Origin of the sequence: Salipiger sp. IMCC34102, assembly GCF_004145405.1 — a bacterium.
In the GTDB taxonomy this organism is placed as follows: Bacteria; Pseudomonadota; Alphaproteobacteria; order Rhodobacterales; family Rhodobacteraceae; genus Loktanella.
Window position 1 is genome coordinate 35,007 of record NZ_SELQ01000006.1, and the last position, 23,237, is coordinate 58,243.

24 protein-coding genes are annotated in these 23,237 nt (G+C 67.1%); 10 read left to right on the forward strand and 14 right to left on the reverse strand.

Annotated elements, in window-relative coordinates; translation table 11 throughout:
- Positions 1-147: 147 nt before the first annotated feature.
- Positions 148-2,181, reverse strand: coding sequence for a DNA helicase RecQ (gene recQ / locus EU805_RS12815; RefSeq protein ID WP_129764566.1), 2,034 nt, complete (start codon positions 2,179-2,181; stop codon positions 148-150).
- Positions 2,182-2,366: 185 nt separating this feature from the next.
- On the opposite strand from recQ, the gene EU805_RS12820 reads away from it, so the two are divergent.
- The 4 genes from EU805_RS12820 (at position 2,367) to plsY (ending at position 6,017) form a co-directional block, all read left to right on the forward strand.
- Positions 2,367-3,011 (forward strand): histidine phosphatase family protein, encoded by a 645-nt coding sequence (locus tag EU805_RS12820; RefSeq protein ID WP_129764386.1) that lies wholly within the window; start codon positions 2,367-2,369, stop codon positions 3,009-3,011.
- Positions 3,012-3,022: 11 nt separating this feature from the next.
- Positions 3,023-4,066, forward strand: a complete 1,044-nt coding sequence (locus tag EU805_RS12825; protein WP_129764387.1) for a saccharopine dehydrogenase — start codon at positions 3,023-3,025, stop codon at positions 4,064-4,066.
- Positions 4,067-4,138: 72 nt separating this feature from the next.
- Entirely contained in the window at positions 4,139-5,416 is a 1,278-nt protein-coding gene (gene pyrC, locus EU805_RS12830; protein WP_129764388.1) for a dihydroorotase, read from the forward strand.
- Positions 5,409-6,017, forward strand: a complete 609-nt coding sequence (gene plsY, locus EU805_RS12835) for a glycerol-3-phosphate 1-O-acyltransferase PlsY (RefSeq protein WP_129764389.1) — start codon at positions 5,409-5,411, stop codon at positions 6,015-6,017. The genes pyrC and plsY overlap by 8 nt, the downstream gene beginning before the upstream one ends.
- Positions 6,018-6,081: 64 nt before the next feature.
- Here the strand turns inward: plsY and EU805_RS12840 are convergent, their stop codons facing one another.
- On the reverse strand, positions 6,082-6,462 hold the full coding sequence (locus EU805_RS12840) for a hypothetical protein (RefSeq protein WP_129764390.1): 381 nt from the start codon (positions 6,460-6,462) through the stop codon (positions 6,082-6,084).
- A 140-nt stretch (positions 6,463-6,602) separates the two neighbouring features.
- On the opposite strand from EU805_RS12840, the gene EU805_RS12845 reads away from it, so the two are divergent.
- The gene (locus EU805_RS12845) at positions 6,603-7,250 is read left to right on the forward strand and encodes a carbonic anhydrase (RefSeq protein WP_129764391.1); all 648 of its coding nucleotides are present in this window, start codon (positions 6,603-6,605) and stop codon (positions 7,248-7,250) included.
- Positions 7,251-7,284: 34 nt separating this feature from the next.
- On the opposite strand, the gene EU805_RS12850 is transcribed toward EU805_RS12845, so the two are convergent.
- From EU805_RS12850 to fliF, 12 genes are all read right to left on the reverse strand, one after another.
- Positions 7,285-7,497: a hypothetical protein gene (locus EU805_RS12850; protein WP_129764392.1), complete on the reverse strand. Its 213-nt coding sequence runs from the start codon at positions 7,495-7,497 to the stop codon at positions 7,285-7,287.
- 105 nt (positions 7,498-7,602) lie between these two features.
- The gene (locus EU805_RS12855; RefSeq protein ID WP_129764393.1) at positions 7,603-8,337 is read right to left on the reverse strand and encodes an SDR family oxidoreductase; all 735 of its coding nucleotides are present in this window, start codon (positions 8,335-8,337) and stop codon (positions 7,603-7,605) included.
- A gap of 23 nt (positions 8,338-8,360) precedes the next feature.
- A complete protein-coding gene (locus EU805_RS17720; protein WP_242494154.1) occupies positions 8,361-9,593 on the reverse strand; it encodes an MFS transporter in 1,233 nt (410 codons plus the stop codon).
- Positions 9,590-10,345, reverse strand: coding sequence for a DUF1365 domain-containing protein (locus EU805_RS17725; protein ID WP_242494155.1), 756 nt, complete (start codon positions 10,343-10,345; stop codon positions 9,590-9,592). Before EU805_RS17725 ends, EU805_RS17720 begins: the two co-directional genes overlap by 4 nt.
- Positions 10,342-11,637, reverse strand: a complete 1,296-nt coding sequence (locus EU805_RS12865; RefSeq protein ID WP_129764395.1) for an NAD(P)/FAD-dependent oxidoreductase — start codon at positions 11,635-11,637, stop codon at positions 10,342-10,344. The genes EU805_RS17725 and EU805_RS12865 overlap by 4 nt, the downstream gene beginning before the upstream one ends.
- An 81-nt stretch (positions 11,638-11,718) precedes the next feature.
- Complete coding sequence (locus tag EU805_RS12870; protein WP_129764396.1) at positions 11,719-12,111, reverse strand: hypothetical protein; 393 nt, start codon at positions 12,109-12,111, stop codon at positions 11,719-11,721.
- Between the two features lie 28 nt (positions 12,112-12,139).
- Entirely contained in the window at positions 12,140-13,453 is a 1,314-nt protein-coding gene (locus tag EU805_RS12875) for a DNA recombination protein RmuC (protein WP_129764397.1), read from the reverse strand.
- The gene (gene mutL, locus EU805_RS12880) at positions 13,450-15,279 is read right to left on the reverse strand and encodes a DNA mismatch repair endonuclease MutL (RefSeq protein ID WP_129764398.1); all 1,830 of its coding nucleotides are present in this window, start codon (positions 15,277-15,279) and stop codon (positions 13,450-13,452) included. The genes EU805_RS12875 and mutL overlap by 4 nt, the downstream gene beginning before the upstream one ends.
- Before the next feature lie 62 nt (positions 15,280-15,341).
- Complete coding sequence (gene fliP / locus EU805_RS12885; protein ID WP_129764399.1) at positions 15,342-16,082, reverse strand: flagellar type III secretion system pore protein FliP; 741 nt, start codon at positions 16,080-16,082, stop codon at positions 15,342-15,344.
- The gene (locus EU805_RS12890; RefSeq protein WP_129764400.1) at positions 16,063-16,356 is read right to left on the reverse strand and encodes a FliM/FliN family flagellar motor C-terminal domain-containing protein; all 294 of its coding nucleotides are present in this window, start codon (positions 16,354-16,356) and stop codon (positions 16,063-16,065) included. The genes fliP and EU805_RS12890 overlap by 20 nt, the downstream gene beginning before the upstream one ends.
- Positions 16,349-16,918 carry a hypothetical protein gene (locus EU805_RS12895; protein WP_129764401.1) on the reverse strand — a complete coding sequence of 190 codons (570 nt, stop codon included), beginning with the start codon at positions 16,916-16,918 and terminating at the stop codon, positions 16,349-16,351. The genes EU805_RS12890 and EU805_RS12895 overlap by 8 nt, the downstream gene beginning before the upstream one ends.
- Positions 16,919-18,511, reverse strand: a complete 1,593-nt coding sequence (fliF, locus tag EU805_RS12900) for a flagellar basal-body MS-ring/collar protein FliF (RefSeq protein ID WP_165351947.1) — start codon at positions 18,509-18,511, stop codon at positions 16,919-16,921.
- A 136-nt stretch (positions 18,512-18,647) separates the two neighbouring features.
- Here fliF and fliL point away from each other — a divergent pair, with 136 nt between their 5' ends.
- From fliL to EU805_RS12925, 5 genes are read left to right on the forward strand one after another with little or no spacing between them, the layout of a single operon-like run.
- The gene (gene fliL / locus EU805_RS12905) at positions 18,648-19,160 is read left to right on the forward strand and encodes a flagellar basal body-associated protein FliL (RefSeq protein ID WP_129764402.1); all 513 of its coding nucleotides are present in this window, start codon (positions 18,648-18,650) and stop codon (positions 19,158-19,160) included.
- A 13-nt stretch (positions 19,161-19,173) separates the two neighbouring features.
- Positions 19,174-19,569 carry a hypothetical protein gene (locus tag EU805_RS12910; RefSeq protein ID WP_242494156.1) on the forward strand — a complete coding sequence of 132 codons (396 nt, stop codon included), beginning with the start codon at positions 19,174-19,176 and terminating at the stop codon, positions 19,567-19,569.
- Positions 19,566-20,126, forward strand: coding sequence for a MotE family protein (locus tag EU805_RS12915; RefSeq protein ID WP_129764403.1), 561 nt, complete (start codon positions 19,566-19,568; stop codon positions 20,124-20,126). The genes EU805_RS12910 and EU805_RS12915 overlap by 4 nt, the downstream gene beginning before the upstream one ends.
- Before the next feature lie 33 nt (positions 20,127-20,159).
- Entirely contained in the window at positions 20,160-21,029 is an 870-nt protein-coding gene (gene motA, locus EU805_RS12920; RefSeq protein WP_129764404.1) for a flagellar motor stator protein MotA, read from the forward strand.
- Positions 21,026-23,164, forward strand: a complete 2,139-nt coding sequence (locus EU805_RS12925; RefSeq protein ID WP_129764405.1) for a hypothetical protein — start codon at positions 21,026-21,028, stop codon at positions 23,162-23,164. Before motA ends, EU805_RS12925 begins: the two co-directional genes overlap by 4 nt.
- Positions 23,165-23,237 lie beyond the last annotated feature (73 nt).

Below are 23,237 nucleotides of genomic sequence, written 5' to 3' on the forward strand. Positions count from 1 at the left end.
TTAGGTCATTTGTCTCTAACGCAGACCGGACGGACGAGCCAGCATGCGGAGAGGTTACACGAAGCTTCAAAGTGTTCCGCGGCTGGAGGGTGCGGGAGCCTCCGGCGGGAGTTTACCTGGCCAGATGAAGCCGCGCGAAACGGTGCCTCATGAAGCGTTCAGAACCGCGAGGAATGCATCCGAAAATCGTTCGGCATGGCGCGGTCCGAGGATGCGTTCGACCGCGGCCGCGTCGGCGTCACGCAGTTTCGCCACCTTGGCAAGCTGGGCGGCGGTGCAAGACATGGGCTTGTCGGTGCCGATCGGGCCGCGCGCCAGGTCGGCCTGTACCGCCATCAGGCGATCGTAGACTTCCCCTTCCGAGCGGCCCGCCAGTTTCATCCGGGCGGGGTGAACCTCTTCCACGGCCCCTGCGATGACCTCCAAAAAGGCGCGGCCGTACTTTTCGAGCTTGGTAGCCCCGACGCCGCCGATGCGCGCCATCTGGTCAAGCGTGCTGGGCTTGGTTTCCGCCATCTCCACCAGCGTCTTGTCATTGAAGATGATGTAGGCAGGACCGCCCGCGGCCTCTGCCAAGGCGCGGCGCTTGGCCTTCAGCGCCGACATCAGCGGCGCGTTTTCCTCTGACACCATCTGCCGCACGGCGGGGCTGAACTTCGCGTTCTGCACCGTGTCGCGTCGCAGGGTGATCTGCGCCTCGCCCCGCAGGATCGGGCGGGCCGCCTCGGTCATGCGCAGGGCGCCGTGGCGTTCTGGGTCGGGGCGGACGAGGTCGAGGCCCATCATCTGGCGAAAGATCGCCTGCCACTGGCGTTTGGACCACTCGCGGCCCACGCCGTATGTCGGCAGCGCGTCGTGGCCCCGCTCGCGGATCTTGGCGGTGTCGGCACCCATGACGATGTCGATGAGGTGGCCGGCGCCGAAGGATTCATCCGTTCGCAGTGCCGCCGACAAGGCCATGCGCACGGGCGTCGTAGCGTCGAAGGTCTCCGGCGGGGCGTCGCAAAGGTCGCAGTTGCCGCAGGGCACGGGGTCTTCGCCGAAGTAGCGCAACAGGTTCTGTCGCCGGCAGGCCTGGGCCTCGGCCAGCCCCAGCAGCGCGTTGAGCCGCCCGTGATCGGCGCTGCGGCGTTCCGGCGGCGCCAGCCCCTCGTCGATCTGGGTCCGCCTGAAGCGCACGTCGTCGGCCCCGTAGAGCGTCAGGGTCTCGGCGGGCGCGCCGTCGCGGCCCGCGCGCCCGATTTCCTGGTAATAGCTCTCGATGGATTTCGGCAGGTCGGCGTGGGCGACCCAGCGGATGTCGGGCTTGTCGATCCCCATGCCGAAGGCGATCGTGGCGCAGACGATCAGCCCGTCCTCTTGCTGGAAACGGCGCTCGATGTCGCGGCGCGCCTCGGCCTCCATTCCGCCGTGGTAGGCACAGGCCGAATGGCCTGCCTGCCCAAGGGCCTGCGCAAGGGTTTGCGTCTTCGCACGCGTCCCGCAGTAGACGATGCCGGACTGGCCCTTGCGCTCTTTCGCGAAGCTCAGGATCTGGCTGCGCGGACTGTCCTTGACGGCGAAGGCGAGGTGGATGTTGGGCCGGTCGAAACCGCGAAGAAAGGTTTCGGGCTGCACGCCGTCGAAGAGCTTCTCGACGATCTCCGCCCGCGTCTCGGCGTCGGCCGTTGCGGTGAATGCGGCCAAAGGCACGTCCAATGCGCGGCGCAATTCCCCGATCCGCAAGTAGTCCGGGCGGAAATCGTGACCCCACTGGCTGACGCAATGGGCCTCGTCCACGGCGATGAGGCCGACGCCCGCCTGTTGCAGCATCCGCTGAGTGCCGTACGAGGCGAGCCGCTCGGGCGCCATGTAGAGCAGCTTCAACGTGCCGTCGGTCAAGCCCGTCCAGACGGAGTCGGTCTCCTCCTCGGTATTGCCTGAAGTCAAGGCGCCCGCCGCAACCCCGGCCTCGCTCAATCCGCGCACCTGGTCGCGCATCAGCGCGATGAGTGGAGAGATCACCACCGTCACACCGCCCCGCACCAGCGCGGGCAGTTGGAAACACAAGGACTTGCCGCCCCCCGTCGGCATGATCGCTAGCGTGTTGCGCCCGGCGGCCACGGCATCGACGATCTCTTCCTGTCCGGGCCGGAACCCGTCGAAACCAAAGACGTCCCGCAGGATCCGTGCCGCGTCCATTCCCGTTCCCCACATCGTGCGAGCCTGTCTCATCCCACATGAAGAATCGGTTAACAAGCGCGCGCGCCCCCTCCTCGCTTTTTCGACAGATACGCCCGCCGGAGGCTCCCGCACTCTCTACCCCTCCAGCCGTTGCCAAACCCGGCGCGACCGCCTACCCCCACCCCGACGAAGAGGAGGCCGAGATGGGCGAAATCACATTGGTCCGGCATGGACAGGCGAACTCCGCGGCGACGAACGAGGCCGATTACGACCGGCTGTCGGAACTGGGGCACAGGCAGGCCGAATGGCTGGGCGCGTGGATGCGGGCGCACGACCGGCCCTACGACGTCGTCCTGTCGGGTACCCTGCGCCGCCAGCGCGAGACGCTGACCAACCTCGGATACCCCGACGCGGAGCGCGATGCGCGCCTCAACGAGATCGCCTACTACGACCTCACCGACGAGATGAGCCGCGTGCACGGCACGGCCCGGCACGACCCCGAGGATTTCGTCACCCATTTCCCCGCCACCCTGACCGCCTGGCGTGCCGGAGAGATCGGCGGCCCCGAGACCTACGCCGCCTTCACCGACCGCGTCCGGGACGTCATGGCCATGGCAGCGCAACCCGGCAAACGGGTGCTCTGCGTAAGCTCGGGCGGGATCATCGCCCAGGCGATCTCGGATATCCTGGGGCTGGATATTCCGCAGATGGCGCGGATCGCCCTGCCGATCTTCAACACCTCGGTCCACCGGATCCGCGTGATGGAACACGGGCCGCTCCTGGTCAGTTTCAACGGCACGCCGCACCTCGATTCCGCCGACAGGGCGGACGACCGGACATTCTACTGAAAGGACGCGTCATGCCGCACCTGTGGATCCGGGCCGAACCGCGCGCTCACGAGGCGAGAGTCGGCATCATGCCGGACGGTGTGGCGCAGCTGCGGCGGGCGGGCTTTACCGTCACGATCGAGGACTCCGGCGATCGCGTCGTGCCGACGGAAGACTACGCCCGCGCGGGCGCCGAAGTTGCGCGCGGCGGATCCTGGACCTCCGCCCCCGACGAGGCGATCATCTTCGGCCTCAAGGAACTGCCGGACGACGGTACTCCCCTCACCCACCGCCACATCATGTTCGGCCATGCCTACAAGGGCCAGCCCGACGGCGTGCGGCTGCTCGAGCGGTTCCGGGCGGGTGGCGGGACCTTGCTGGATCTCGAATACCTGACCGATGCCGAAGGTCGCCGCGTGGCAGCTTTCGGGTACTGGGCGGGGTTCGCGGGTGCCGCGGTGTCGCTGAGGTGCTGGATCGCCCAGCAGCGCGGAGAGATCGCGGGCCCGGTGCAAACGGTGCCCTCCGCCGCCCACCTGGTCGGGGACCTGCAAGCCGATCTGGTACGCTTGGGCACCCAGCGCCCCACGGCGCTGATCGTCGGCGCGAAGGGGCGCGTCGGCACCGGGGCGGCCGACCTTTGCCGAGAGATGGGCGTGGCTACGACGCTCTGGGATGTCGAGGAGACCGCGCATGGCGGCCCCTTCCCCGAGATCCTGTCGCACGACCTGTTCCTGAACTGCATCCTCGCGCGGCCCGGTACGCCGGTCTTCGTGCCCGCCTCTTCCAAGGTCGCGGCGCGGCGGTTGAGCGTGATCGGCGACATCGCCTGCGATCCGACCTCTGATTTCTCGCCGATCAAGGTCTACGACCGCACGACCGACTGGGACGCACCGGCCCTGCGGGTCCACGACACGCCGCCGCTCGACGTCACCGCAATCGACAACCTCCCCTCGCTCATGCCGCTCGAGAGCAGCCGCGATTTCGCCGGGCAGTTGCTGCCGCATCTCGCGACGCTGCCCCAAGGCGCGGTCTGGGCGCGCGCGAAGGCGGTCTTCGACGCCGCCATGGGCTAGGGTCGGGATCCATTGACCCTGGGCCGCCGCGCTGCGATTGACCCGCCTCGCCTGCCTGCCTACACCGGCGGCATGAGCGCCACCCATTTCATCAAAGCCCGCCTGATCGACCCCATTGCCCTGACCGAAGAAACCGGGACCCTGACGGTCGAAGACGGGATCATCACCGCCCGCGACGCCGAGGCCCCGCCGGACGCCAGGGTGATCGACTGCGGCGGCGCCTGCCTGGGGCCGGGATTGATCGACATCGGGGTGAAGGTCTCCGAGCCCGGAGAGCGGCACAAGGAATCCTTCCGCTCCGCCGGGCGCGCCGCGGCGGCGGGCGGTGTCACCACCATCGTGACGCGGCCCGACACCGACCCCGCCATCGACACGCCCGAAATCCTGGAATTCGTCGCCCGCCGCGCCGCCGCCGATGCCGCGGTGCACGTCCTGCCCATGGCCGCCCTCACCAAGGGCCGCGCGGGGCGCGAGATGACCGAGATCGGGCTGCTTCAGGACGCGGGCGCCGTCGCGTTCTCGGACTGCGACCGGGTCGTGACGGACACCAAGGTGCTGGCCCGGGCACTGACCTACGCCCGCGCGATGGATGCGCTGGTGATCGGTCACGTGCAGGAACCCATCCTTTCCGCCGGGGCCGCGGTCACGTCGGGCAAGTTCGCCTCTCTCCGCGGGCTGCCGGGCGTGTCCCCCATGGCCGAGCGGATGGCGCTGGACCGCGATATCTCCCTGCTCGAGATGACGGGCGCGCGTTATCACGCTGACCAGATCACCACCGCCCGCGCCCTGCCCTCGCTGGAGCGCGCCAAGCGCAACGGGCTGGACATCACCGCCGGGGCATCGATCCATCATCTGACGCTGAACGATCTGGACGTGGCCGACTACCGGACCTTCTTCAAGCTCAAGCCGCCCCTGCGCGCGGAGGATGATCGCCGCGCCGTTGTCGCCGCCCTGGCCGAGGGTCTGATCGATATCGTGAGCTCGATGCACACGCCGCAGGACGAGGAATCGAAACGCCTGCCCTTCGAGGACGCGGCCTCCGGCGCCGTCGCGCTCGAGACGCTGCTGCCTGCCGCCATGCGGCTTGTGCACGAAGGCGTCAGCCTGCCGCGCCTGTTCAGAGCCATGTCGCTGAACCCCGCCCGGCGGCTGGGCCTCGACGCGGGACGTCTGTGCGCGGGGGCCCCGGCCGATCTGATCCTGTTCGATCCCGACGCCCCCTTCGTGCTCGACCGCGAGACGCTGCGCTCGAAATCCAAGAACACGCCCTTCGACGGCGCGCGCCTGCAAGGCCGCGTGCTGGGCACCTGGGTCGACGGCGCCCGCATCTTCGGAGGCACCGATGCCTGAGTTCACCAGCCCCGTCACCGTCCTGCTGCTTTGGGCCGTGATCGGCTATCTTCTGGGATCGATCCCGACCGGCGTTCTGGCAGCCCGCGCGATGGGGCTTGGCAATCTGCGCACCATCGGGTCCGGCAACACCGGGGCCACCAACGTGCTACGCACCGGCAGCAAGACAGCCGCCCTGATCACGCTTCTGGGCGACGCGCTGAAGGGCGTGATCGCGGTTGTCCTGGCCTGGCGGATGGCGGGCGAGGTTGCCGGGCAGATCGCGGCCCTCGCGGCCTTCCTTGGACATTGCTATCCCGTCTGGCTTGGTTTCCGCGGCGGCAAGGGGGTCGCCACGTTCCTTGGCCTCGTGCTGGTGCTCGCGCCCATCGCGGGGGTGATCGCCTGCGCGATTTGGGCGGCAACGGCGAAACTTTCGAAGATTTCATCCCTCGCGGCCCTTGTCGCTGCGGCGCTGACGCCGCCGGTCCTGATGCTGCTCGGGGCCCGGGAGTGCGTTGCCCTGTCGGTCGTGCTGGCGGTGGTAATCTTCTGGCGCCACCGCGCCAATATCGCGCGACTGCGGGCGGGCACCGAACCGCGGATCGGGCGCGGCGCCTGAGGTCGGACGCCCGTGCCAACATCGTCGGCGACCGAGCGGCGGGCCTGGCACCGGCCGGTCCGGCTCAAACCGGGGTTGCGCGCAGGTCCCAGACCAGTCCGACCGCCACGTCGAACCCCCGTTCGAGCCTGGCGAGAGTCGCTTCGAGCGCGATATCCTCGTTCTGTTCGGCACAGGTGCGAACGTGGTCCGCGGCCTCCGAGACCTCGAGCAAGCCGATCTCCCGGGCCAAGGCTGACATGCTCCCGGCTTGGGTGGCGATCTCTTTGCCCGCTCCCACATCCCGCAGGCTCTGGATCGCGCTGAGATGCACCGCCAGCTTGCCAAGCGTACGGCAAATCGCCTGTTCCCCCTTCTCGTCGCCCAGCGTCTCGTAGATCCGGCTGAGGCAGGACGGATCGCACCGCGCATCGACAGCGCATTGCAAGACGGTGACGGCAGACATCGCGGAGCGTTCCCTCATCAAGACACGCCGCGTGATATGAGGCCAAGACGTTCCGAAATCGTTGAAGCGCGCGCGAAAACACCTCGAATCAAAACCAAGAACCGCTTAATCTTGGAAGCGGTCCAAAAGGAGTGTCCGACATGCAGTTCGCAAAACCCCTGCCAGAGTACCTGGTCAAGCGCTACTACGGCTGGAACGCGACCACCTACGCCGAAAACCAGGCTTGGTACCGCCGACTCGCGAACGAGGGACAGCGGCCGCGGGCCATGGTGATCTCCTGCTGCGACAGCCGCGTGCACGTGACGTCGATCTTCGGAGCGGACCAGGGCGAGTTCTTCATTCACCGCAACATCGCCAACCTCGTGCCGCCCTACAATCCCGACGGGGACTACCACGGCACCTCTGCGGCGGTGGAATACGCGGTGACCGCGCTTCGCGTCGCGCATCTGGTGGTGATGGGGCATTCCGGCTGCGGCGGCGTGAAGGGCTGCTATGACATGTGCGCGGGCCACGCGCCGGAACTGGAGCAGAAATCCAGTTTCGTCGGGCGCTGGATGGACATGCTGCGCCCCGGGTTCGAACGTCTGCCGGAAGGCGATGACGAGACCCGCACCCGGGCGCTGGAAAAGGAGGCGGTCATCGTCAGCCTGGAAAACCTGATGACCTTCCCCTTCGTGCGCGACGCGGTCGAGACCGGCACGCTTTCCCTGCACGGGCTGTGGAACGACATCGGCGAAGGCACGCTGGAGGCTTACGATCCCGCGCATCAGCGCTACAACCCGGTGTGAGCTTTGGCGTAAGGGCGGGACCCTCGGTTCGGCCCTAACGCCCGATGAGCGCGCGCAGAAGCCATTTTGGCAGACGTACCACCGCGTGCAGCGGCGCCATGCCCAGGATCACGGCGAGCGGTACGATCACTGCAACCGCGACGATGGCTCCCGCCGCCGCCGCGATCCCGCTGCCCATTGGCAAGCCCAGAAACAGCGGTCCGGCGAAAATCAGGGGAACGAGCGCGCGTCTGATGAAGAATCCCATGTCCCGATCGGGGCCGGAAATCTGGACGAAAATGTGGCGCGGGTCGCATCTTTGCGCAAGATCGGCAGCGGGCGTGTCTCTGACACGACGACCGGGCCGGATCGGTCAGCGACCGAAGATCGGATAGTAGAGCGCGTCCGGCAAAAACTGACCCAGCCGGAACGCCGATCCCAACAGGCGCGGAAACGTCTTCTTGAACGCGTGGCTGTCCATCAGTTCGAATATCTCGCGCGCGGCGGCTTCGGGTTCCATGATCTGCGGCATCTCGAAATCGTTCTTGTCGGTCAGGCGGGTCCTGACGAAGCCGGGGTTGGCCACCTGAACCTTGATGCCCGTCTTGCGCAGATCGGCGTAAAGGCATTCGGCCAACGACAGGATCGCGGCCTTCGATGATGTGTAACCGATCGATCCCGGCAGACCCCGGTATGCGGTCAGAGAAGAGGTCAGCACGACATGGCCCGCGTCGCGGGCGACCATGTCGCCGATCACGGCACCCACGCATCGCTGCGCGCCCAGATAGTTCACGATCGTCATCGTGTCGGCCTTCTCGGCGTCCCACTCGGTCGCCGGCATCGGCCAGTAGGCCCCGGCGAGGTAGACCATTCCATCGATCCGGCCCACGGCCTCGTAGGCCCCTTTCACCGCCTCGGGATCCGACACGTCGACGGTCTGGTAACTGGCCTTTCCCGGCAGCTCGGCCACGAGGTCCTTCAGGCGATCTTCGGACCGGGCAGAGACGATGACTTCCGCCCCGACCTTTGAAAGCTGATGCGCCAGCGCGCGGCCCAGTCCTTCCGACGCACCCACCAACCAGTACCGCTTGCCTTGCCAATCGCTCATGCCGATCTCCTTCTCCTTCCCGGTCAGGTAGCGGGCGCGACCGGCTCCTCAAGGGACAGGTTGGACAGAAGCCAGATCGCGGCGAGTTTCAGCGCGCAGGGAAGCCCCGCGTATAGTCCCGTCAGAAGAGACAGGGCCGCCTGGGGATTGCTTGGCGCACCCGACCGGAATCCCGCCTGTTCCAGAACCGGCAGCAGGACCGCGGCGGCGAAAGCCAACGTCAGCTTGTTCACGAGACTCCAGAGCCCGAAACCCTGCCCCCCTTTGGGCGAGACCTTGGCCATGCGCCGCGCGAACATCGCCGGCAGCAGCGTGAGGTCCGCGCCGATCGTGGCGCCGGACGCCACGCAGACGACTGCGAAGGCGAGCTCGTCCCCCGCCCCCAGCGTGAGGGTGAAGCCGAACGACAGCACGGCCGCGACCATCGCCAGCAACAGGACAGGTTTCGCGCCGAAGCGCCGGGCGGCGGCGGACCATGCCGGCGAGGATACCGCGGCGGCCAGGAAGAACAGGACCAGCAAGGGTCCTTCCCATCCCGGGGCCTGCAAGCGCGCATCGACGAAGAACAGGAACAGGGTCGAGGACACCGCCAGCGGGGTGGCGTTTACCAGCGCCAGCACCAGCAGGCGGCGCGTGACGTGGTCCGACAGGATCGTGCGGATCGGCGTCGCCTCCGCCTGCGTGCGGGCTTTCCATTCGGGCCACATCAAGAGCGCCGCGATGGCCGTGAGGGACGCGAAGCCCAGCGCGAAGGTCGCGAAGGGGGACTTCACCTGCCCCATCAGCAGCGTCGGCGCAATGGCGGCGGCACAGATGCCCAGTAGCGCCCCGGTCTCGCGCCAGGCGGCAAGGCGGACGTGGCCGTCGTCTCCGGCCCCGGCCTTGGCAATGCCCTGGGCGTAGAAGTTGATGGTCAGAAAGCTGAAGGCGCTGAACAGCCCTGTGATCGTGATCGCGAACCACCATAGCGGTGCGATAGGGGGCGCGAGCGCAAAGAGACCCAGCATCGACAGCGCCAGCAGCGCGGACCCCGCTGTCACGACGACAGGTTTCGCGCGGTCCAGACGCTCGCTGATCCAGCCCAGTACCGGGTCCTGAACCACGTCGAACAGGCGCAGGGCCGCCAGCACCGCGCCCAGCGCGGTCAGGCTGACCCCGTAGGTGTCCGCATAGTATTTCGGGGCGTAGATGTAGATCGGCAGCCCCGCCGCGTTGATGACGGCGGCGAAGAGCGCGAAGGCCGGAAGCCGCGTCACCGGCTGACCTCGTCCTCGGGCGGCGGGGTCCAGGATCGGAAAGTGGCGCGCTTGACCCAAAGCTTGACGGCTTGCCAGTGGATCAGCGCGAGCACACGACGCGACCCGAAGGGCCTTCGGATCAGCGCCGCGAGGATGCTTCGGTTGGTCAGCGGCGCACGTGGCCCGGTGAGCGTGGCGATCAGCCCGCCCGCCTCGCGCCCGTAGTCGATGCGGATGTCCACCCGGGCCTCGGTGATGTCGAAGCGAAAGGTGTAGCCGCCCGCGATCGGCTGGAACGGAGAGACGTGGAACACCTTGCGCGCCTGCAAGGTCGCCTCGCCGGTGATGGGCGACAGGTCGTCGTGGTAGCACAGGTAGGAGTGACGATCCCCGAAGGTGTTGCCGACTTCGGCGATGACCACGCGCAGGTTGCCTTCGGGATCGTGGCACAGCCAGAAGGACACGGGATTGAAGACGTGACCGAAGACCCGCGGCTGGGCCAGCAGAACCAGACGCCCGATCCGTTCCATCGGGGTCCGCGCCAAGACCTCGCGGACCCAAGCTGCACCGCGGCCGTCCTTCACGACGCCGCCGTGGTCCGCATCCCACAGCGACATCACCCCCCGCCGGTTGCGCCCGAAGAGTGCGGGGGTCGGAACCTCCGCCTCCATGTCGCACATCACGTAGTCGATGCCGTAGCGAAAGGCGTTCTTCACGGCCCCCTTGCGGGCGTGGAAGGTCTCTCCCGCGACGTGCTCGATGCCGCTCACTCGGCCGCGACCCGCGCGGGGGTGGCGTTGATCCCGGCCACCACGTCGAGCGCACTGGCCAGACCATCCTCGTGGAAACCGTTGCGCATCCATGCTCCGCAAACCCAGGTGCGGTTGGTGCCGTTGGTCGCCCGTGCGCGCTTTTGCGCCTGCAGCGCGTCGGCGTCGTAGACGGGGTGGCGCAGGTTCGTCTCGTCCCAGATCAGGTCCTCGCGGATCGGGCGCACGCTGTTGAGCGTCACCATGTAGTCCGCCCCCGTCAGCCAAGGCTGCAGCGAATTCATCCAGTAGGTCAGGTCGATCTGGTCCGAAGCGCGGTCTTCGGCTTCGGTATAGACCCAGGAAGCCCAGACCTTGCGCCGCTTCGGCATGACGGAGGTATCGGAATGCAGCACCACCCGGTTGCCCTGATAGCGCACGGCTCCCAGCATCGCGCGTTCCTCCGGGCTGGGGTCCGTCAGCAGATGCAGCGTATCATCCGAATGGGTGGCGAAGACGACCTCGTCGAAGGCATCCCATTCGTCACCGTGCCCCCGCACCTCGACCCCGTCGGGCGTTCGACGCACGCCCTGCACCGGCGTGCCCGGACGCAGTTCGACCCCGCGCGCCGTCATCGCCGTCTCGAGCTTGCGCACGTATTGCGCGCTGCCGCCTGCCACCGTGTACCACTGGTGCTGGCCATAGGTGCCCAGAAGCGCGTGGTTGTCGAAGAAGCGCAACAGGGCATCGGCCGGAAAGTCGAGGATCCGGGCTTTCGGCGTCGACCAGATCGCACCCGAGAAGGGCGTCAGGTAATGATCCCGGAAATAGTCGGACAGGCCAAGCTTGGCGATCAGCTCTCCCACGGTCAGGGAGCCTCCCTTTGCCGCCGCGAGCCCGTACTTGTTGAAATGCAGGATGTCGCGCACCATGCGCAGGAACTTCGGGTTCACCGCGTTGCGCCGCTGCGCGAAGAGCGCGTCGAGCGAATGCAGCGCGTATTCCAGCCGCCCGCCTGCGAAGGAGGCGCCGAAACTCATGTTGCTTGGGACGGTCTCGACACCAAGGTCGTCGAAGAGCTGCACGAGGTTTGGATAATTCGCCCGGTTGTAGACGATGAACCCCGTATCGACGGGCGTGTCGCGATCGGGCCCGGCCATGCGGGTGCGGGCATGTCCGCCCAGTCGCGGCTCGGCCTCGAACAGGACCACACGGTGATCCGTGGCCAGGGCGTAGGCCGCCCCCATGCCGGAGATACCGGCCCCGATCACCGCAACGCGGCGGGTGGCCCCGATGGGTCGGTCGAATGGCATCATGGTCTCCGGTCTGGGTCTGGCCAAGACACGGAACCTAGCGCGGATCGGTTGCGGGACAGCGGCCGAATTGTCGCAGGGTCAGTCCCAGGCGAGTGGCACGTTCACCCCGTTGCGGGTCAGATATCCCGACCCCCGGGAATCGAGGTAGAAGTCCACCCCCGGGTAAGCGCCCGTGATGCGGGTCCTGCCTTCGACATTCACGATCGTGCCTGCCGGACCGTTCGCGTCGCCACCGCAGATCGCCGTACCGTCGCGGCAGGGGACGAGCACGTAGCTCAGCAGGTTGCGGACCGGATCGGGGTCGGTCGCCACGATGCGGATGGCCGCCCCGTCAGCGAAGGGCGTGTCCCGGAAGGCCTCGTCGAAGGCGATGCCCGCCTGCTCGACCCGGCCCGCGCCCAGCCGCGGATCGGGGGCCGTGGCGCAAGCCGCAAGAAGGCCCATGCACAATACGGTAAGGCGTGGGATCATCGGAAGGCTCCTTGGTCTGGCATCGGGATCACTCTGTGTCATTGGCACCCGCATCGGCAAGAGGCAATGGCTCTGGCGCGCCGGCAGACAACTCCTCGAAATCGAAGTTGTCCAGCCGGTCCGCGCGCTTGCCGGCCCGGGTCGAGGCGGTCAGGATCCCCGAGACGTCGTCGTTCGCCTGTCGCAGGTGAGTTTCCAGCTTGCCCGCCCGTTCGCCGATCAATTCGACGTCGCGGTGCAGCTGTTTCAGGCTCTTGCGGATCGCCCCGGTCTGTTCGCGCATCCGGGCGTCCTTGAGGATCGCGCGCATGGTATTCAGCGTCGCCATGCAGGTCGTGGGAGAGACGATCCAGACCCGCGCCGCGAAACCTTCGCGCACCACTTGCGGCAGGCGTGCGTGCAACTCGGCGTAGACGGCCTCCGATGGCAGGAACATGATCGCGCCGTCCGCCGTCTCTCCCTCGATGATGTATTTCTCTGTGATCGCCTTGATATGGACGCGAACGGCGGCGCCGAGCTGCTTGAGCGCCGCTTCCTGTTCGGCGCGCCCTTCGGCACGGGCGAGGGTCTCGTAGGCCTCCAGCGGGAATTTCGCGTCGACGACGATGGGCCCCGGCGGGTTCGGCAGGTGGATGAGGCAATCCGCGCGCTTGCCGTTGGAAAGCGTCGCCTGCAACGTGTAGCTGTCGCTGGGCAGCGCCTTGCCGACGATGTCCGTCAACTGGATCTCACCGAAGGCACCGCGGGTCTGCTTGTTCGACAGGATATCCTGCAGCGACAGCACGTCGCCCGACAGCTTCTCGATATTGCTTTGCGCGCGGTCGATGGTGGCGAGCCGTTCCTGCAGTTCCGTCAGCTGCTTGGCCGATTTCTCGGAACTGCCCGAGAGCGTCTCGGTCATCCGCTCCTGCATGTCCGACAGGGTCCGCGCGGATTTGAGCGCGTTTTCCGCCAGCCGTTCCGCGACCTGGGTATTGGTCTCGGCCAGTTGGCGGGCGACGCGGGCGTTGGTGTCGGACAGCCGGTCGGCCACCTGCGCCGTGACCTCGGACAGGCGACGCTCCATCGTCTGGATGACGTGGGTCTGGCCGCTGGCCTGCGTGTCCGCAACGGTGCGCAAATTCTCCGACAACCGGGTCTGGTTGCTACCCAAGTCCTGCATGAAGACCGAAAGCTGCCCCACCTGCCCTGCCAGCGCGTCAACCGCCTGCCCCGAGCGGTTCGCGCGGCGTCCCGTCGCGATCAGCAGCCAGAAGAGCGCCGCGATCAGCACGACGCCCAGCACAGCCGCCCATAAGCGAGGGTCGTCGGTGGCGATCTGCATATTCCCGATCTCGATCATGTGCGCCCGAAGAGCCGTTCGATGTCGCGCATCGACAAGGTGACCGACGTGGGACGCCCGTGGTTGCACTGGCCCGCATTGGGCGTCTCTTCCATCTCCCGCAGGAGCGCGTTCATCTCGGGCGCGGACATGCGCCGGCCGGTACGGACCGATCCGTGGCAGGCGACGCGGCTCAGGATCGCGTCGATGCGCGCCTTGAGCGGCGCGGTGTCGCCGCCGTCCGACAGCGCGTCCAGCACGTCGAGCACAAGGCGGCGGGCATCCACGGTGCCCAGGATCGCCGGGGTCTCTCGCACGGCGATGGCCCCCTGACCGAACGGCTCGATTCCGAGGCCCAGTCGCGCAAGGTCTTCGGTATGGGACAAGAGGTGATCGGCCTCGGTCGGTGTCAGCTCCACGATCTCGGGGATCAGAAGGGCCTGTGCCGTGACGCCCGCGCTGTCCATCTGCCCCTTGAGCCGCTCGTAGACCAGCCGCTCGTGCGCCGCGTGGGCATCGACGATCACCAGCCCTTCGGCAGTCTGTGACAGGATATAGTTCTCGTGCAGTTGGGCGCGGGCGGCCCCCAAGGGCCGCGTCTCGTCGCCCGGCGCCTCGGACGTGTCGCCGACCGGTTCGATCCGGGCCGACGGGCTCTCTGCAAAGCCCGACTGGAATGTCATGCTTTGCGCCGTGAATCGCGAAGCCGGTCGCGAGGCCTGGTCCATCTGGTAGGTCCGCGGCGCCACCACCGGGGTCATGGCCCCCAGCGTGGCGGTGCTGACGGTGGTGGAGGTGCGATGTCCGGCCTCGGCCAGCGCATGGCGGATGCCGCTGACGATGAGGCCCCGCACGGCCGCGGGGTCGCGGAATCGGACCTCCGACTTGGCGGGGTGGACGTTGACGTCGACGAGCGTGGGGTCGCAATCGACGAAGAGACAGGCCACCGGGTGCCGGTCGCGCGACATCACGTCCATGTAGGCCGCGCGCAAGGCCCCGAGCAGCATCCGGTCGCGCACGGGACGACCGTTGACGCAAAGGTACTGCGCGACCGCGGCGCCCTTCGAATAGGTCGGAAGCGCGGTATAGCCGGTCAGGTGGATCCCCTCCCGCTCCGCGTCGAGCCGAAGGGCGTTGTCCGCGAAGTCGCGGCCCAGCGCCGTGCGCAACCGGCGGTGCAGCGCGTCGAAGAGATCCCCGGTCTCCGCATCGGCGCGGTAGAGGGTGCGGGGGTCGCCCTTCGATGTGTCGCGCAGCACGAAGGTGACGAAAGGCTCTGCCATCGACAGGCGCTTGATCGTGTCGGCGATGGCCTGGGTTTCGGCCCGGTCGCTGCGCAGGAACTTCAGCCGCGCGGGCGTGGCATAGAACAGATCCGCCAGATCGACCTGCGTGCCCTTCGGATGGCCCGCGGGTCTGGCGCGTTCGATCACGCCGCCCGCGACCCGGATCGTCGCCGCCTCCTCACCGCAGCGCGTGGTGATCGTCATCCGCCCCACGGCCCCCAGCGACGGCAATGCCTCGCCTCGGAAGCCGAAGGAATGGATGTTCAGAAGGTCGGTGCCGTCGATCTTGGAGGTCGCATGGCGCGACAGGGCCAGCGGCAGATCGCCGGGCGCTATGCCGCAGCCGTCGTCCGAGACGCGGATCAAGGTCTTGCCGCCGTCGGAGATGGTGATCTCGATCCGGGTGGCGCCTGCGTCGATGGCATTTTCCACCAGTTCCTTCACGGCCGAGGCGGGCCGCTCCACGACCTCTCCAGCCGCGATGCGATTGACCGCTGCTTCGTCCAGCTGGCGAATCACGGGCGCGGCACTGGGGCGTATCTGGGGGGCGATGGATGTCATGCCACAAGGGATAGCACGACCCTGCGCCGCACCGCGAGGGGGGTCCCGCGCGATTTTCGTGCCTAGCTGTATCCTCGCACCAGACTTGCGGCGATCAGCGCCCAACCATCGGCCACGACGAAGAAGGCCAGCTTGAACGGCAGCGACACGATGGCGGGCGGGACCATCATCATGCCCATCGACATCAGCACCGCGGCCACGACGAGGTCGATGATGAGGAACGGCAGGAAGATCAGGAAGCCCACCTGAAACGCCCGCGCGATCTCGGACAGAAGAAACGATGGCACCAGAACCGAAAGCGGTGCCTCGTCCGGGGACACCGATGGCGCGACATCCGGGCGCAATGCTGCGAGTTCGCTCAACGTGGCCAGGTCCACCCGGGCGGCCATGAAGTCCCGCAGGGGGGCAATGACGCGGTCGAAGGCCTCTTCGACCTCAATCCGTTCTTCCATCAGCGGGACGACCCCCTCGGTATAGGCTTGGGTGAAGACGGGCTCCATCACGAAGTAGGTCAGGAACAGGGCCAGGCTGACCATCAGCATATTGGGTGGCGATTGCTGCAGCCCGATGGCCTGGCGCAGGATCGCAAGCACCGTCACGATGAACGGAAAACAGGTGACCATCACCAGGATGCCGGGCGCGAGCCCCAGCACCGTGACCAGCACCAATAGCTGAACTGCGCGCGTGGCCAGCGCGCCCCCCTCGCCCAGATCGAGCGAGACGGATTGCGCCTGGGCGGGGCCTGCCAGGAAGACCAGCGCGATCAGCGCAAGGAAGAGTGCATCAGGACAGCGCGCGGGCATCACTCACGATCTCGGTCAGGCGCACCGCCAGTCGGCCGCTGTCGTCGCCCTCCATCTCCTGCAACTCGCCGCGCGCGATCAGCTTGTCGCCGATGTAAAGCTCCACCTGGTCGTCGATCCGCCGGTCCAGCGGCAGGATATCCGACGAGGTGAGGTTCAACAGATCGGCGATGATCGGGCGGGCCTTGCCGACCGAAACGGTCACCTCGACCGGAATCTGGTCGAGCAGGCGGTTGCGGTCGGCCTGCGGGGCCGCGGCTTGCATGTCATCCATCGGTTTCGCTTTCTGTCAGGTGATCGGTAAAGGCATCGAAGAGGGCCGAAATTCGCGCGATCAGCGCCCCGCGGTCGAAGATCGTGTCCTGGCCGGGGCCGCCCAGCACGACGCAGAGCGGGGCAAGTTCGGGATCGACCACCAACCGCATCCGCAAGGCGATGTCGGGCGGCAGCAAGGGCGCCAGAACCTCGCGGTCGTCGGGCGCGCACCGCAGGACGATCTCCGAGTTGGCAACTCCTTTCGAGATACGCGCGAATTCGTCCGCGAGGTCGGCGACCAGCGCCTGCGGAGCGGTTCGGGGCAAGATCTGCGAACAGATCGCGTCGAACACCGGCTTGAGCTTCCGGGCCACCTCGCGGTGGGCCTCTTCTTCCGTCCGGCAGAGGGCGGTCAGCGCACGGGTCAGTTCGGCGATGCGGTCATCTTGCGCGCTCTGCGCTTCGGCAAGGCCTGCCGCATAGCCTTCTGCGTAACCCGGCAGTTCTTCGGTCGGGATCGGGACCGGTTCGCTGGGACGTTCGGCGGCGGCGAAATCGGCAAGTCGTGTCAGGACGGTCATCTACGAAGTCTCCCCCTCTGGCCGTTCCATCCAGTCCTGCAGGATCTGGACGGTCTCGGTCTGCCGGTCCTCGATCATGCTGCGCAGGCGGGCGACCGGATCGAGTGCCTCGGGCTCCTGCGGCGCATCGAAGACGTTCCCGAAGCCGCCGCCACCCGCGTTTGTCGCGCGGAACTCTTCGAGGGAAGGCGCGCTGTCGAAGACCTCTCCGCCGCCCTCCATCATGGAGGCATCGCCCGGCCCAGGCGGGGGCAGCGCCTCTGCATTGCGGTTGGGGGCCAGGATCGGGCGCACCACGAAAAGTCCGAGGACCAGGGCGACCACGGCGGCGATGGCGATCTGGATGATCTGCATCAGGTTGATACCGCCGCGGATGAGGCCCGGCACGACACCGGCAGTGCCTTCCACCGGCTGCGGCCCGAACGACATGGACCGCAGGGTGATCACGTCGCCCCGCCCTTCGTCGAGGCCGACCGCCGAGGCCACCAATTCGGTCATGTCCTCCAGTTCCTCGGGCGTCCGCGGAACGGCGGCGGTCGTACCATCGGGGTTGATGTCCAATCGGTCGTTCACCAGCACCGCAACGGTCAGCCGCTTCACATCCCCCGGTGCCTTCACGATCTGCCGTTCGGTCTGCGAGATCTCGTAGTTCGTCAGGACCCGCGATTCGCTGTCCTGCGCGCTGGAGCCGCCACCCTCCGCATCGCCATCGGGCACGTTCGAGGCAACTGTGACCGCCCCGCCCGCCGTATCCTGCGCGTTGGAGCTGTTTTCGGTCACGTCGGTGCTGATGGCGATGCGGGAGTCGGGATCGACGGTCCGCTCGACGATCTGCTCGGACGCGGTGACCGTATCGATGGACACTTCCACCACCGCATTGCCGGCGCCGACCCGTGCCTCGAGAAGCCGTTCCGCGCGGCGGCGCAGCAGATCGGCGCGGGAATCGCCGCCGGCAGCGACGGAGAGATCCTCGCCCCCCGACAGAAGCCCGCCCATGTCATCGATGATCGCCACGCCCTCGGGCTGCAGGCCCGTCACAGCCGAGGCCACGAGATATTGCAGCGCCCGGACCTGCTGCGCCGACATCGCGCCTTGCGTGGTCGTGACAGTCACCGCCGCGGTGGGTGCCGCATCCCGCTGGAACCGCTGGGTGCCGGGGGTGGAAATATGGACCCGGGCCGCCCGGATCGCGGGGCTGGAAAGGATGGTCCGCGCCAGTTCGCCCTCGCGGGCGCGCCAGTAGGCGGCATCGAACATCTGGCTGGTCGTGCCGAAACCGGACAGGTTGTCGAGCAGCTCGTAACCCTTGGTGCCGGTTGCGGGCAGCCCTTCCCCCGCCAGGGCCATGCGCAGCGAATCACGCTCGGCCGCGTCGACGTAGATCGAGCCGCCCCTCACGTCGTAGCGCACGCCGCGCTGGTCGAGGGCGGTAAGGACGTCGCCCGCCGCCGCCGGCTCCAGCCCGCCGAACAGCAGCGTCATGTCCCTTTGCCCGGCCGAGCGTGCCAGAAGCAGCACGGCCAGGAACACGATGACGGTCGCCCCCACCGCCACGAGGCGGCGGGTGGGTCCCAGTTTCGTCCAGACGGTCATCAAACCTTCCACATCGTTCTCCGATTCTCGGGCTTCTGCCACGGTGTCCCCCGCTTTTGATCCAACGGGTTTAACAATCGGTTAGGACGCCCGCGCTAACTTGCCTCCATCGCAGCAACACCTGCCGGAGCGTTCCATGACCGACGTGACCCCTGATCAGATCAAAGGAAAAGCGAAGTCGTCCAGGCTTGGGCTCATCGTCGCTCCGGTCCTGCTGATCGTCGCCGCGGGCGGCAGTTACGTCGGGGCCAGCAAGTTCTTCGCGCCCGAGGCTGCCGCGGGTCAGGATAGCCACGGGGACGACGCGCAGGCGAAGGCTCACGATGACGCTTCGGACGCGCACGGCGCCGGGGGCGACGTGGCCTTCGTGGCGCTCGACCCGATGCTGGTCTCGCTCGCCGACAGCGACCGTCACCTACGATTCGTGGCCCAGGTGGAAGTGGCACCCGGACAGCAGCAGGCCGTCGCCGCGCTGACGCCCCGGCTGATCGATACCTTGCAGGATTACCTGCGGGCGGTCGGGTCGGAACATCTGGGCGATGCAGAGGCGCTGTTGCGCCTGCGGTCACAGATGCTGCGTCGGTTGCAGATGGTGGCGGGGCCGGACCGGGTCCGCGATCTGCTGATCATGGAATTCGTGCTGAACTAGGAAGGGTCGTTGCATGGAATTGATTTCCGACATGCTTTTGATGGCAGGCGCGCTGGGGGCGGGATTCTATTGCTTCATCCTGTCGCGCCGGTTGCGCAAGTTCACCGACCTCGAATCGGGTGTCGGCGGGGCCGTCGCGCGGCTCAGCGCGCAGGTCGATGATCTGACCGTATCGGTTCTTTCCGCTCAGGACACCGCGCGCAGTTCGGTGACCACGCTCGACGAGGTCAGCGCGCGCGCGGAACATGCCGCCCGGCACCTGGAACTGCTCGTGGCCTCGATGCACGATCTACCCGTCACACAAGACCCAACGCCGGAGCCGAAACACGAACCGGAGCGCAGCGCGCCGCCCAATCCGTTCCGCGCCCGCCCACGGGAAACCGCGACCAGCCAGGCCAAGGCATCATGAGCCGCAGATCCGCCCGGGGGGGAACGCTGCACGCCATCGCCGGCCTGCTCGTGTTGTCCGGCATCGTGCGCATCGCACTCGCCGGCGAAGCCATTGCCGAGAACCTGCCGGCCCCTGAACCGGAACAGGCCGCTCCAGTCGTCGCGGGCGACCAGCCGGAGGATCTCATCCTTGCCTTCCAGCGCCGAGAGGCGCGCCTTCAAGCCCGCGAGACCCGGCTGGAGGAGCGCATGCGCGCGCTGACCCTGGCGGAGCGCGAGGCGTCCGAGCGCCTCGAACAGCTGACCGAGGCGGAGGAGACGCTGCGCGCGATGCTCGAACAGGTCGATATCGCCGCGGAAACGGACGTCGAGCGGCTGGTCGCGGTCTACGAGAACATGAAACCGGCGGAGGCGGCGGAACTCTTCGCGCAGATGCCCCCGACTTTCGCCGCAGGTTTCATGGCGCTGCTCACCCCGCAGACCGCGGGACAGATCATGGCCCTCGTCCCGCCCGATCAGGCCTATTCGATCAGCGTGGTGCTGGCAGGCCGCAACGCGGACCTGCCCGATGAATGACAGACCCAGTTTCAACGCCGAAGGAGCCGCGACATGATTGGACTGATCGGGATCGCCATCGTTTTCGTCATGGTTTTCGGCGGGTACATCCTGGCCGGGGGGAAGATGGGGATCATCCTTAAGTCCCTGCCGTTCGAGATGATCATGATCGGCGGCGCCGCCACCGGGGCCTTCGTGATCGCCAACGACACGGCTTCGATCAAGCATACGCTTCGCGATATCGGCAAGGTCTTCAAGGGGCCGAAATGGAAGCAGCAGGACTACAAGGACCTGATGTGCCTGCTGTTCGAATTGATCCGCATCGCCCGAACCAGCCCGGTCGAACTGGAAAAGCATATCGAGCAGCCGGAGGACTCGGACATCTTCGGCAAGTATCCCAAGATCGCCGCGGACACCGAAACGGTCGCGCTGATCTGCGACACGCTGCGGTCGGCCTCAATGAACTATGACGACCCGCACCAGGTCGAAGACGTGCTCGAAAAGCGGATCGAGGCCACGTTGCACCACAAGATGCACTCGACCCACGCGCTGCAGACCATCGCCGACGGCTTGCCCGCCCTGGGGATCGTGGCCGCGGTGCTGGGCGTCATCAAGACGATGGGGTCGATCGACCAACCGCCGGAGGTGCTGGGCAAGCTGATCGGCGGTGCGTTGGTGGGGACGTTCCTCGGCGTTTTCCTGGCTTACGGGCTGGTCGGTCCCTTCTCCGTTCGGGTCAAGGCGGTCATCGAGGAGGACGCGCATTTCCAGCAGTTGGCCCGCGAGGTTCTGGTGGCGAACCTGCACCAGCATCCGCCCAACATCTGCATCGAGGTCGGTCGGCAGAACACGCCATCGCACCTGCGCCCCTCGTTCGGGGATCTCGAGGACGCGCTGCAATCCGCGCGCAGGGATGCCGCATGATCCGTCTTGCGATCGCCCTTCTGTGCGCGCTTCTCCCCACGTTTGCCTTTGCGCAATCATCGGCCCGGACCGTTCTGTCAGGTGAGCACGGCAGTTTCACCCGGCTTTCGGTGCCGATCCCGAGGGGAGCGGGGTGGAGCCTTCGGGACGCGGGCGACGGCTATGCGCTCGATGTGGAAGGGGCTTATACCTATGATCTTACCGGTGTGTTCGACCGGATCACGCGCGACCGGATCGCACAGGTCAGCCAGGCCGACTCCTTGTTGAGGATCGACCTTGCGTGCGATTGCGACGCCACGAGCTTCCTCTACCGCGACCGCTATGTCGTGGTCGATGTCGAGACTGCCCGGCGTGAGGCGCAACCTGGCGCCGCCGCTTCGCCGGGGCCCACACCCTTCGCCAAGCAATCCTTGGCATTGCCGCTGGTCCCGGGATTGGATGGGCCAACGGTCGTCCCCCTCGCGTCAGATCCAAGCCCGATGGCGATTGACCCCAGTCCCGTATCCCGAGCGGCCGACGCAGATCTCAGGGACGTGCAGCGGCAACTATCCGATGCACTCCGCGACGTCGCCAAAGCCGACATCCTCGAAAATCGCGAAATGGCAGAAGTCGTCCTCGATCAGGCGGAACCCTCGCCCGATACGAACGCTGGCCCCCCGGCGCTCCTCGGGACGCAAGCCGACCTGCCGGGGTTGACCTTCCGCAATGGCATGACGCCGCGTATCGCTTCGGCGTCGGACGAGCGACCATCGTCCTGCTGGCCCCAGGAGTACACCGACGTCGCAAGCTGGATGCCTGAAGGGGAAACGGGATATGCGAGCCTGCGCGAACGCCGGTCGGTCCTGACGGATACGCGGGACACACCCGATCCGAATGCCATTACGGACCTGGCCCGGGCCTATATTCATCATGGTTTCGGGGCGGAAGCCGCGCTGGTCCTCGACATCGACGGCAACGACAGCCGCGCCCGGCAGGCCTTGCGATCTCTGGCCGAGATCACCGACGACAGCGGCCCCGGTGCTGCGCTCGCGTCGCAGGCCGGCTGTCCGGGGCCCGTCTCACTTTGGGTCTACCTGTCCCAGGCCGAACCCGCGACGTCTGCTGCGGACATCACCCTGACGTTCAAGACCCTGCCTCCGGGCCTGAAATTGGCCTTGGGCGGCCGTCTGGCGGTGCGCCTCGCCGAGGACGGACAGGCCGAAGATGCGAACCAGGTGCTGGATAGCCTTTCTGCCGTGAACGCACCGCTGCAGGACCAGGTCCTCTATGATCTGCTCGTCAGCCTCGCCTCGCAGGACGGCCCGATGTCGCAGGGACAGATCAACGCGTTCCTGGACGCAGAAACCGACTTGCCGCCGGAGGTGCTGATCGCGTTGGCCGACCGTGCACGCGCGGCTGATCTTGCACCGCCACCGGATTTGGTCGCACGGTTGGAAGACCGGGTCTTCACCGCGCGCGACACGTCTCTGGCCGCTCTACTGCAGGCCGCGCTCGTGCGCAGTTACACCGCGCTTGAACTATATCCGGACGCCATTGCGCGGGCCAGATCCGCGCAGGAAGCTGATCCCGACAGCGGGCTTCTGTCCGAGGTCGTGCTTGCGGCGGCGGGCGCGGCCGAGGTTGCCACGATCATCGACGTCGCGTTCGACCCCGAAGCCGGCACGCTTGAACCGCAAGCACAGAACGCCCTGGCCCGCCGGCTGCTGGATCTGGGCTTCCCGGACCGGGCCCACGATCTTCTGCAAGGTCCCGCCCGCGGCCGGACGATGGCCGAGCGGCGATACCTGCGCGCCGAGGCCGAGATCGCCTTGGGCGATGCCGTGCAAGCCGCCGAGACATTGTCCGGGATCACGACCCCGCGGGCCGAGGCGATCCTGTCAGGCGCCGATTGGACCGAGGTGCGCGACGACGCCGAAGCGCGGAACGGACTGGCTTGGCGACAGTCGGACTGGACCGAACTGGTTCAGTCGGAAGATGAGGAATTGCAAGGCCTCGCGACGCTCGCGACCCGTGCGGCCCCCGCCCCCTCGCCCGATGCACTTCTGACGTCGAGCCGGCAACTTCTCGAAGAATCCGCCGCCGCACGGGCGACGTTGCAGTCAGGACTGGAGCGATTCGCGATCCCCGAGAACTGACTGCCGCTCACCATTTATCAACCATTCCGACCGCATGATCCGGCAACCGTTAAGAGGATAGAACTCATGCCGT

Excerpts from the sequence above, each read along its gene's own strand:
- fliP (WP_129764399.1), bottom strand. The coding sequence starts at position 16,082 with ATGCCCGCGCGCTGTCCTGATGCACTCTTCCTTGCGCTGATCGCGCTG.
- EU805_RS12925 (WP_129764405.1), top strand. The coding sequence starts at position 21,026 with ATGATCCGTCTTGCGATCGCCCTTCTGTGCGCGCTTCTCCCCACGTTT.
- EU805_RS12870 (WP_129764396.1), bottom strand. The coding sequence starts at position 12,111 with ATGATCCCACGCCTTACCGTATTGTGCATGGGCCTTCTTGCGGCTTGC.
- EU805_RS12840 (WP_129764390.1), bottom strand. The coding sequence starts at position 6,462 with ATGTCTGCCGTCACCGTCTTGCAATGCGCTGTCGATGCGCGGTGCGAT.
- recQ (WP_129764566.1), bottom strand. The coding sequence starts at position 2,181 with ATGGACGCGGCACGGATCCTGCGGGACGTCTTTGGTTTCGACGGGTTC.
- EU805_RS12890 (WP_129764400.1), bottom strand. The coding sequence starts at position 16,356 with ATGGATGACATGCAAGCCGCGGCCCCGCAGGCCGACCGCAACCGCCTG.
- EU805_RS12895 (WP_129764401.1), bottom strand. The coding sequence starts at position 16,918 with ATGACCGTCCTGACACGACTTGCCGATTTCGCCGCCGCCGAACGTCCC.
- mutL (WP_129764398.1), bottom strand. The coding sequence starts at position 15,279 with ATGACATCCATCGCCCCCCAGATACGCCCCAGTGCCGCGCCCGTGATT.
- fliF (WP_165351947.1), bottom strand. The coding sequence starts at position 18,511 with ATGACCGTCTGGACGAAACTGGGACCCACCCGCCGCCTCGTGGCGGTG.
- EU805_RS12910 (WP_242494156.1), top strand. The coding sequence starts at position 19,174 with ATGGAATTGATTTCCGACATGCTTTTGATGGCAGGCGCGCTGGGGGCG.
- EU805_RS12825 (WP_129764387.1), top strand. The coding sequence starts at position 3,023 with ATGCCGCACCTGTGGATCCGGGCCGAACCGCGCGCTCACGAGGCGAGA.
- EU805_RS12915 (WP_129764403.1), top strand. The coding sequence starts at position 19,566 with ATGAGCCGCAGATCCGCCCGGGGGGGAACGCTGCACGCCATCGCCGGC.
- plsY (WP_129764389.1), top strand. The coding sequence starts at position 5,409 with ATGCCTGAGTTCACCAGCCCCGTCACCGTCCTGCTGCTTTGGGCCGTG.
- motA (WP_129764404.1), top strand. The coding sequence starts at position 20,160 with ATGATTGGACTGATCGGGATCGCCATCGTTTTCGTCATGGTTTTCGGC.
- EU805_RS12850 (WP_129764392.1), bottom strand. The coding sequence starts at position 7,497 with ATGGGATTCTTCATCAGACGCGCGCTCGTTCCCCTGATTTTCGCCGGA.
- EU805_RS12845 (WP_129764391.1), top strand. The coding sequence starts at position 6,603 with ATGCAGTTCGCAAAACCCCTGCCAGAGTACCTGGTCAAGCGCTACTAC.
- EU805_RS12820 (WP_129764386.1), top strand. The coding sequence starts at position 2,367 with ATGGGCGAAATCACATTGGTCCGGCATGGACAGGCGAACTCCGCGGCG.
- EU805_RS12875 (WP_129764397.1), bottom strand. The coding sequence starts at position 13,453 with ATGATCGAGATCGGGAATATGCAGATCGCCACCGACGACCCTCGCTTA.
- EU805_RS12855 (WP_129764393.1), bottom strand. The coding sequence starts at position 8,337 with ATGAGCGATTGGCAAGGCAAGCGGTACTGGTTGGTGGGTGCGTCGGAA.
- pyrC (WP_129764388.1), top strand. The coding sequence starts at position 4,139 with ATGAGCGCCACCCATTTCATCAAAGCCCGCCTGATCGACCCCATTGCC.
- fliL (WP_129764402.1), top strand. The coding sequence starts at position 18,648 with ATGACCGACGTGACCCCTGATCAGATCAAAGGAAAAGCGAAGTCGTCC.
- EU805_RS12865 (WP_129764395.1), bottom strand. The coding sequence starts at position 11,637 with ATGCCATTCGACCGACCCATCGGGGCCACCCGCCGCGTTGCGGTGATC.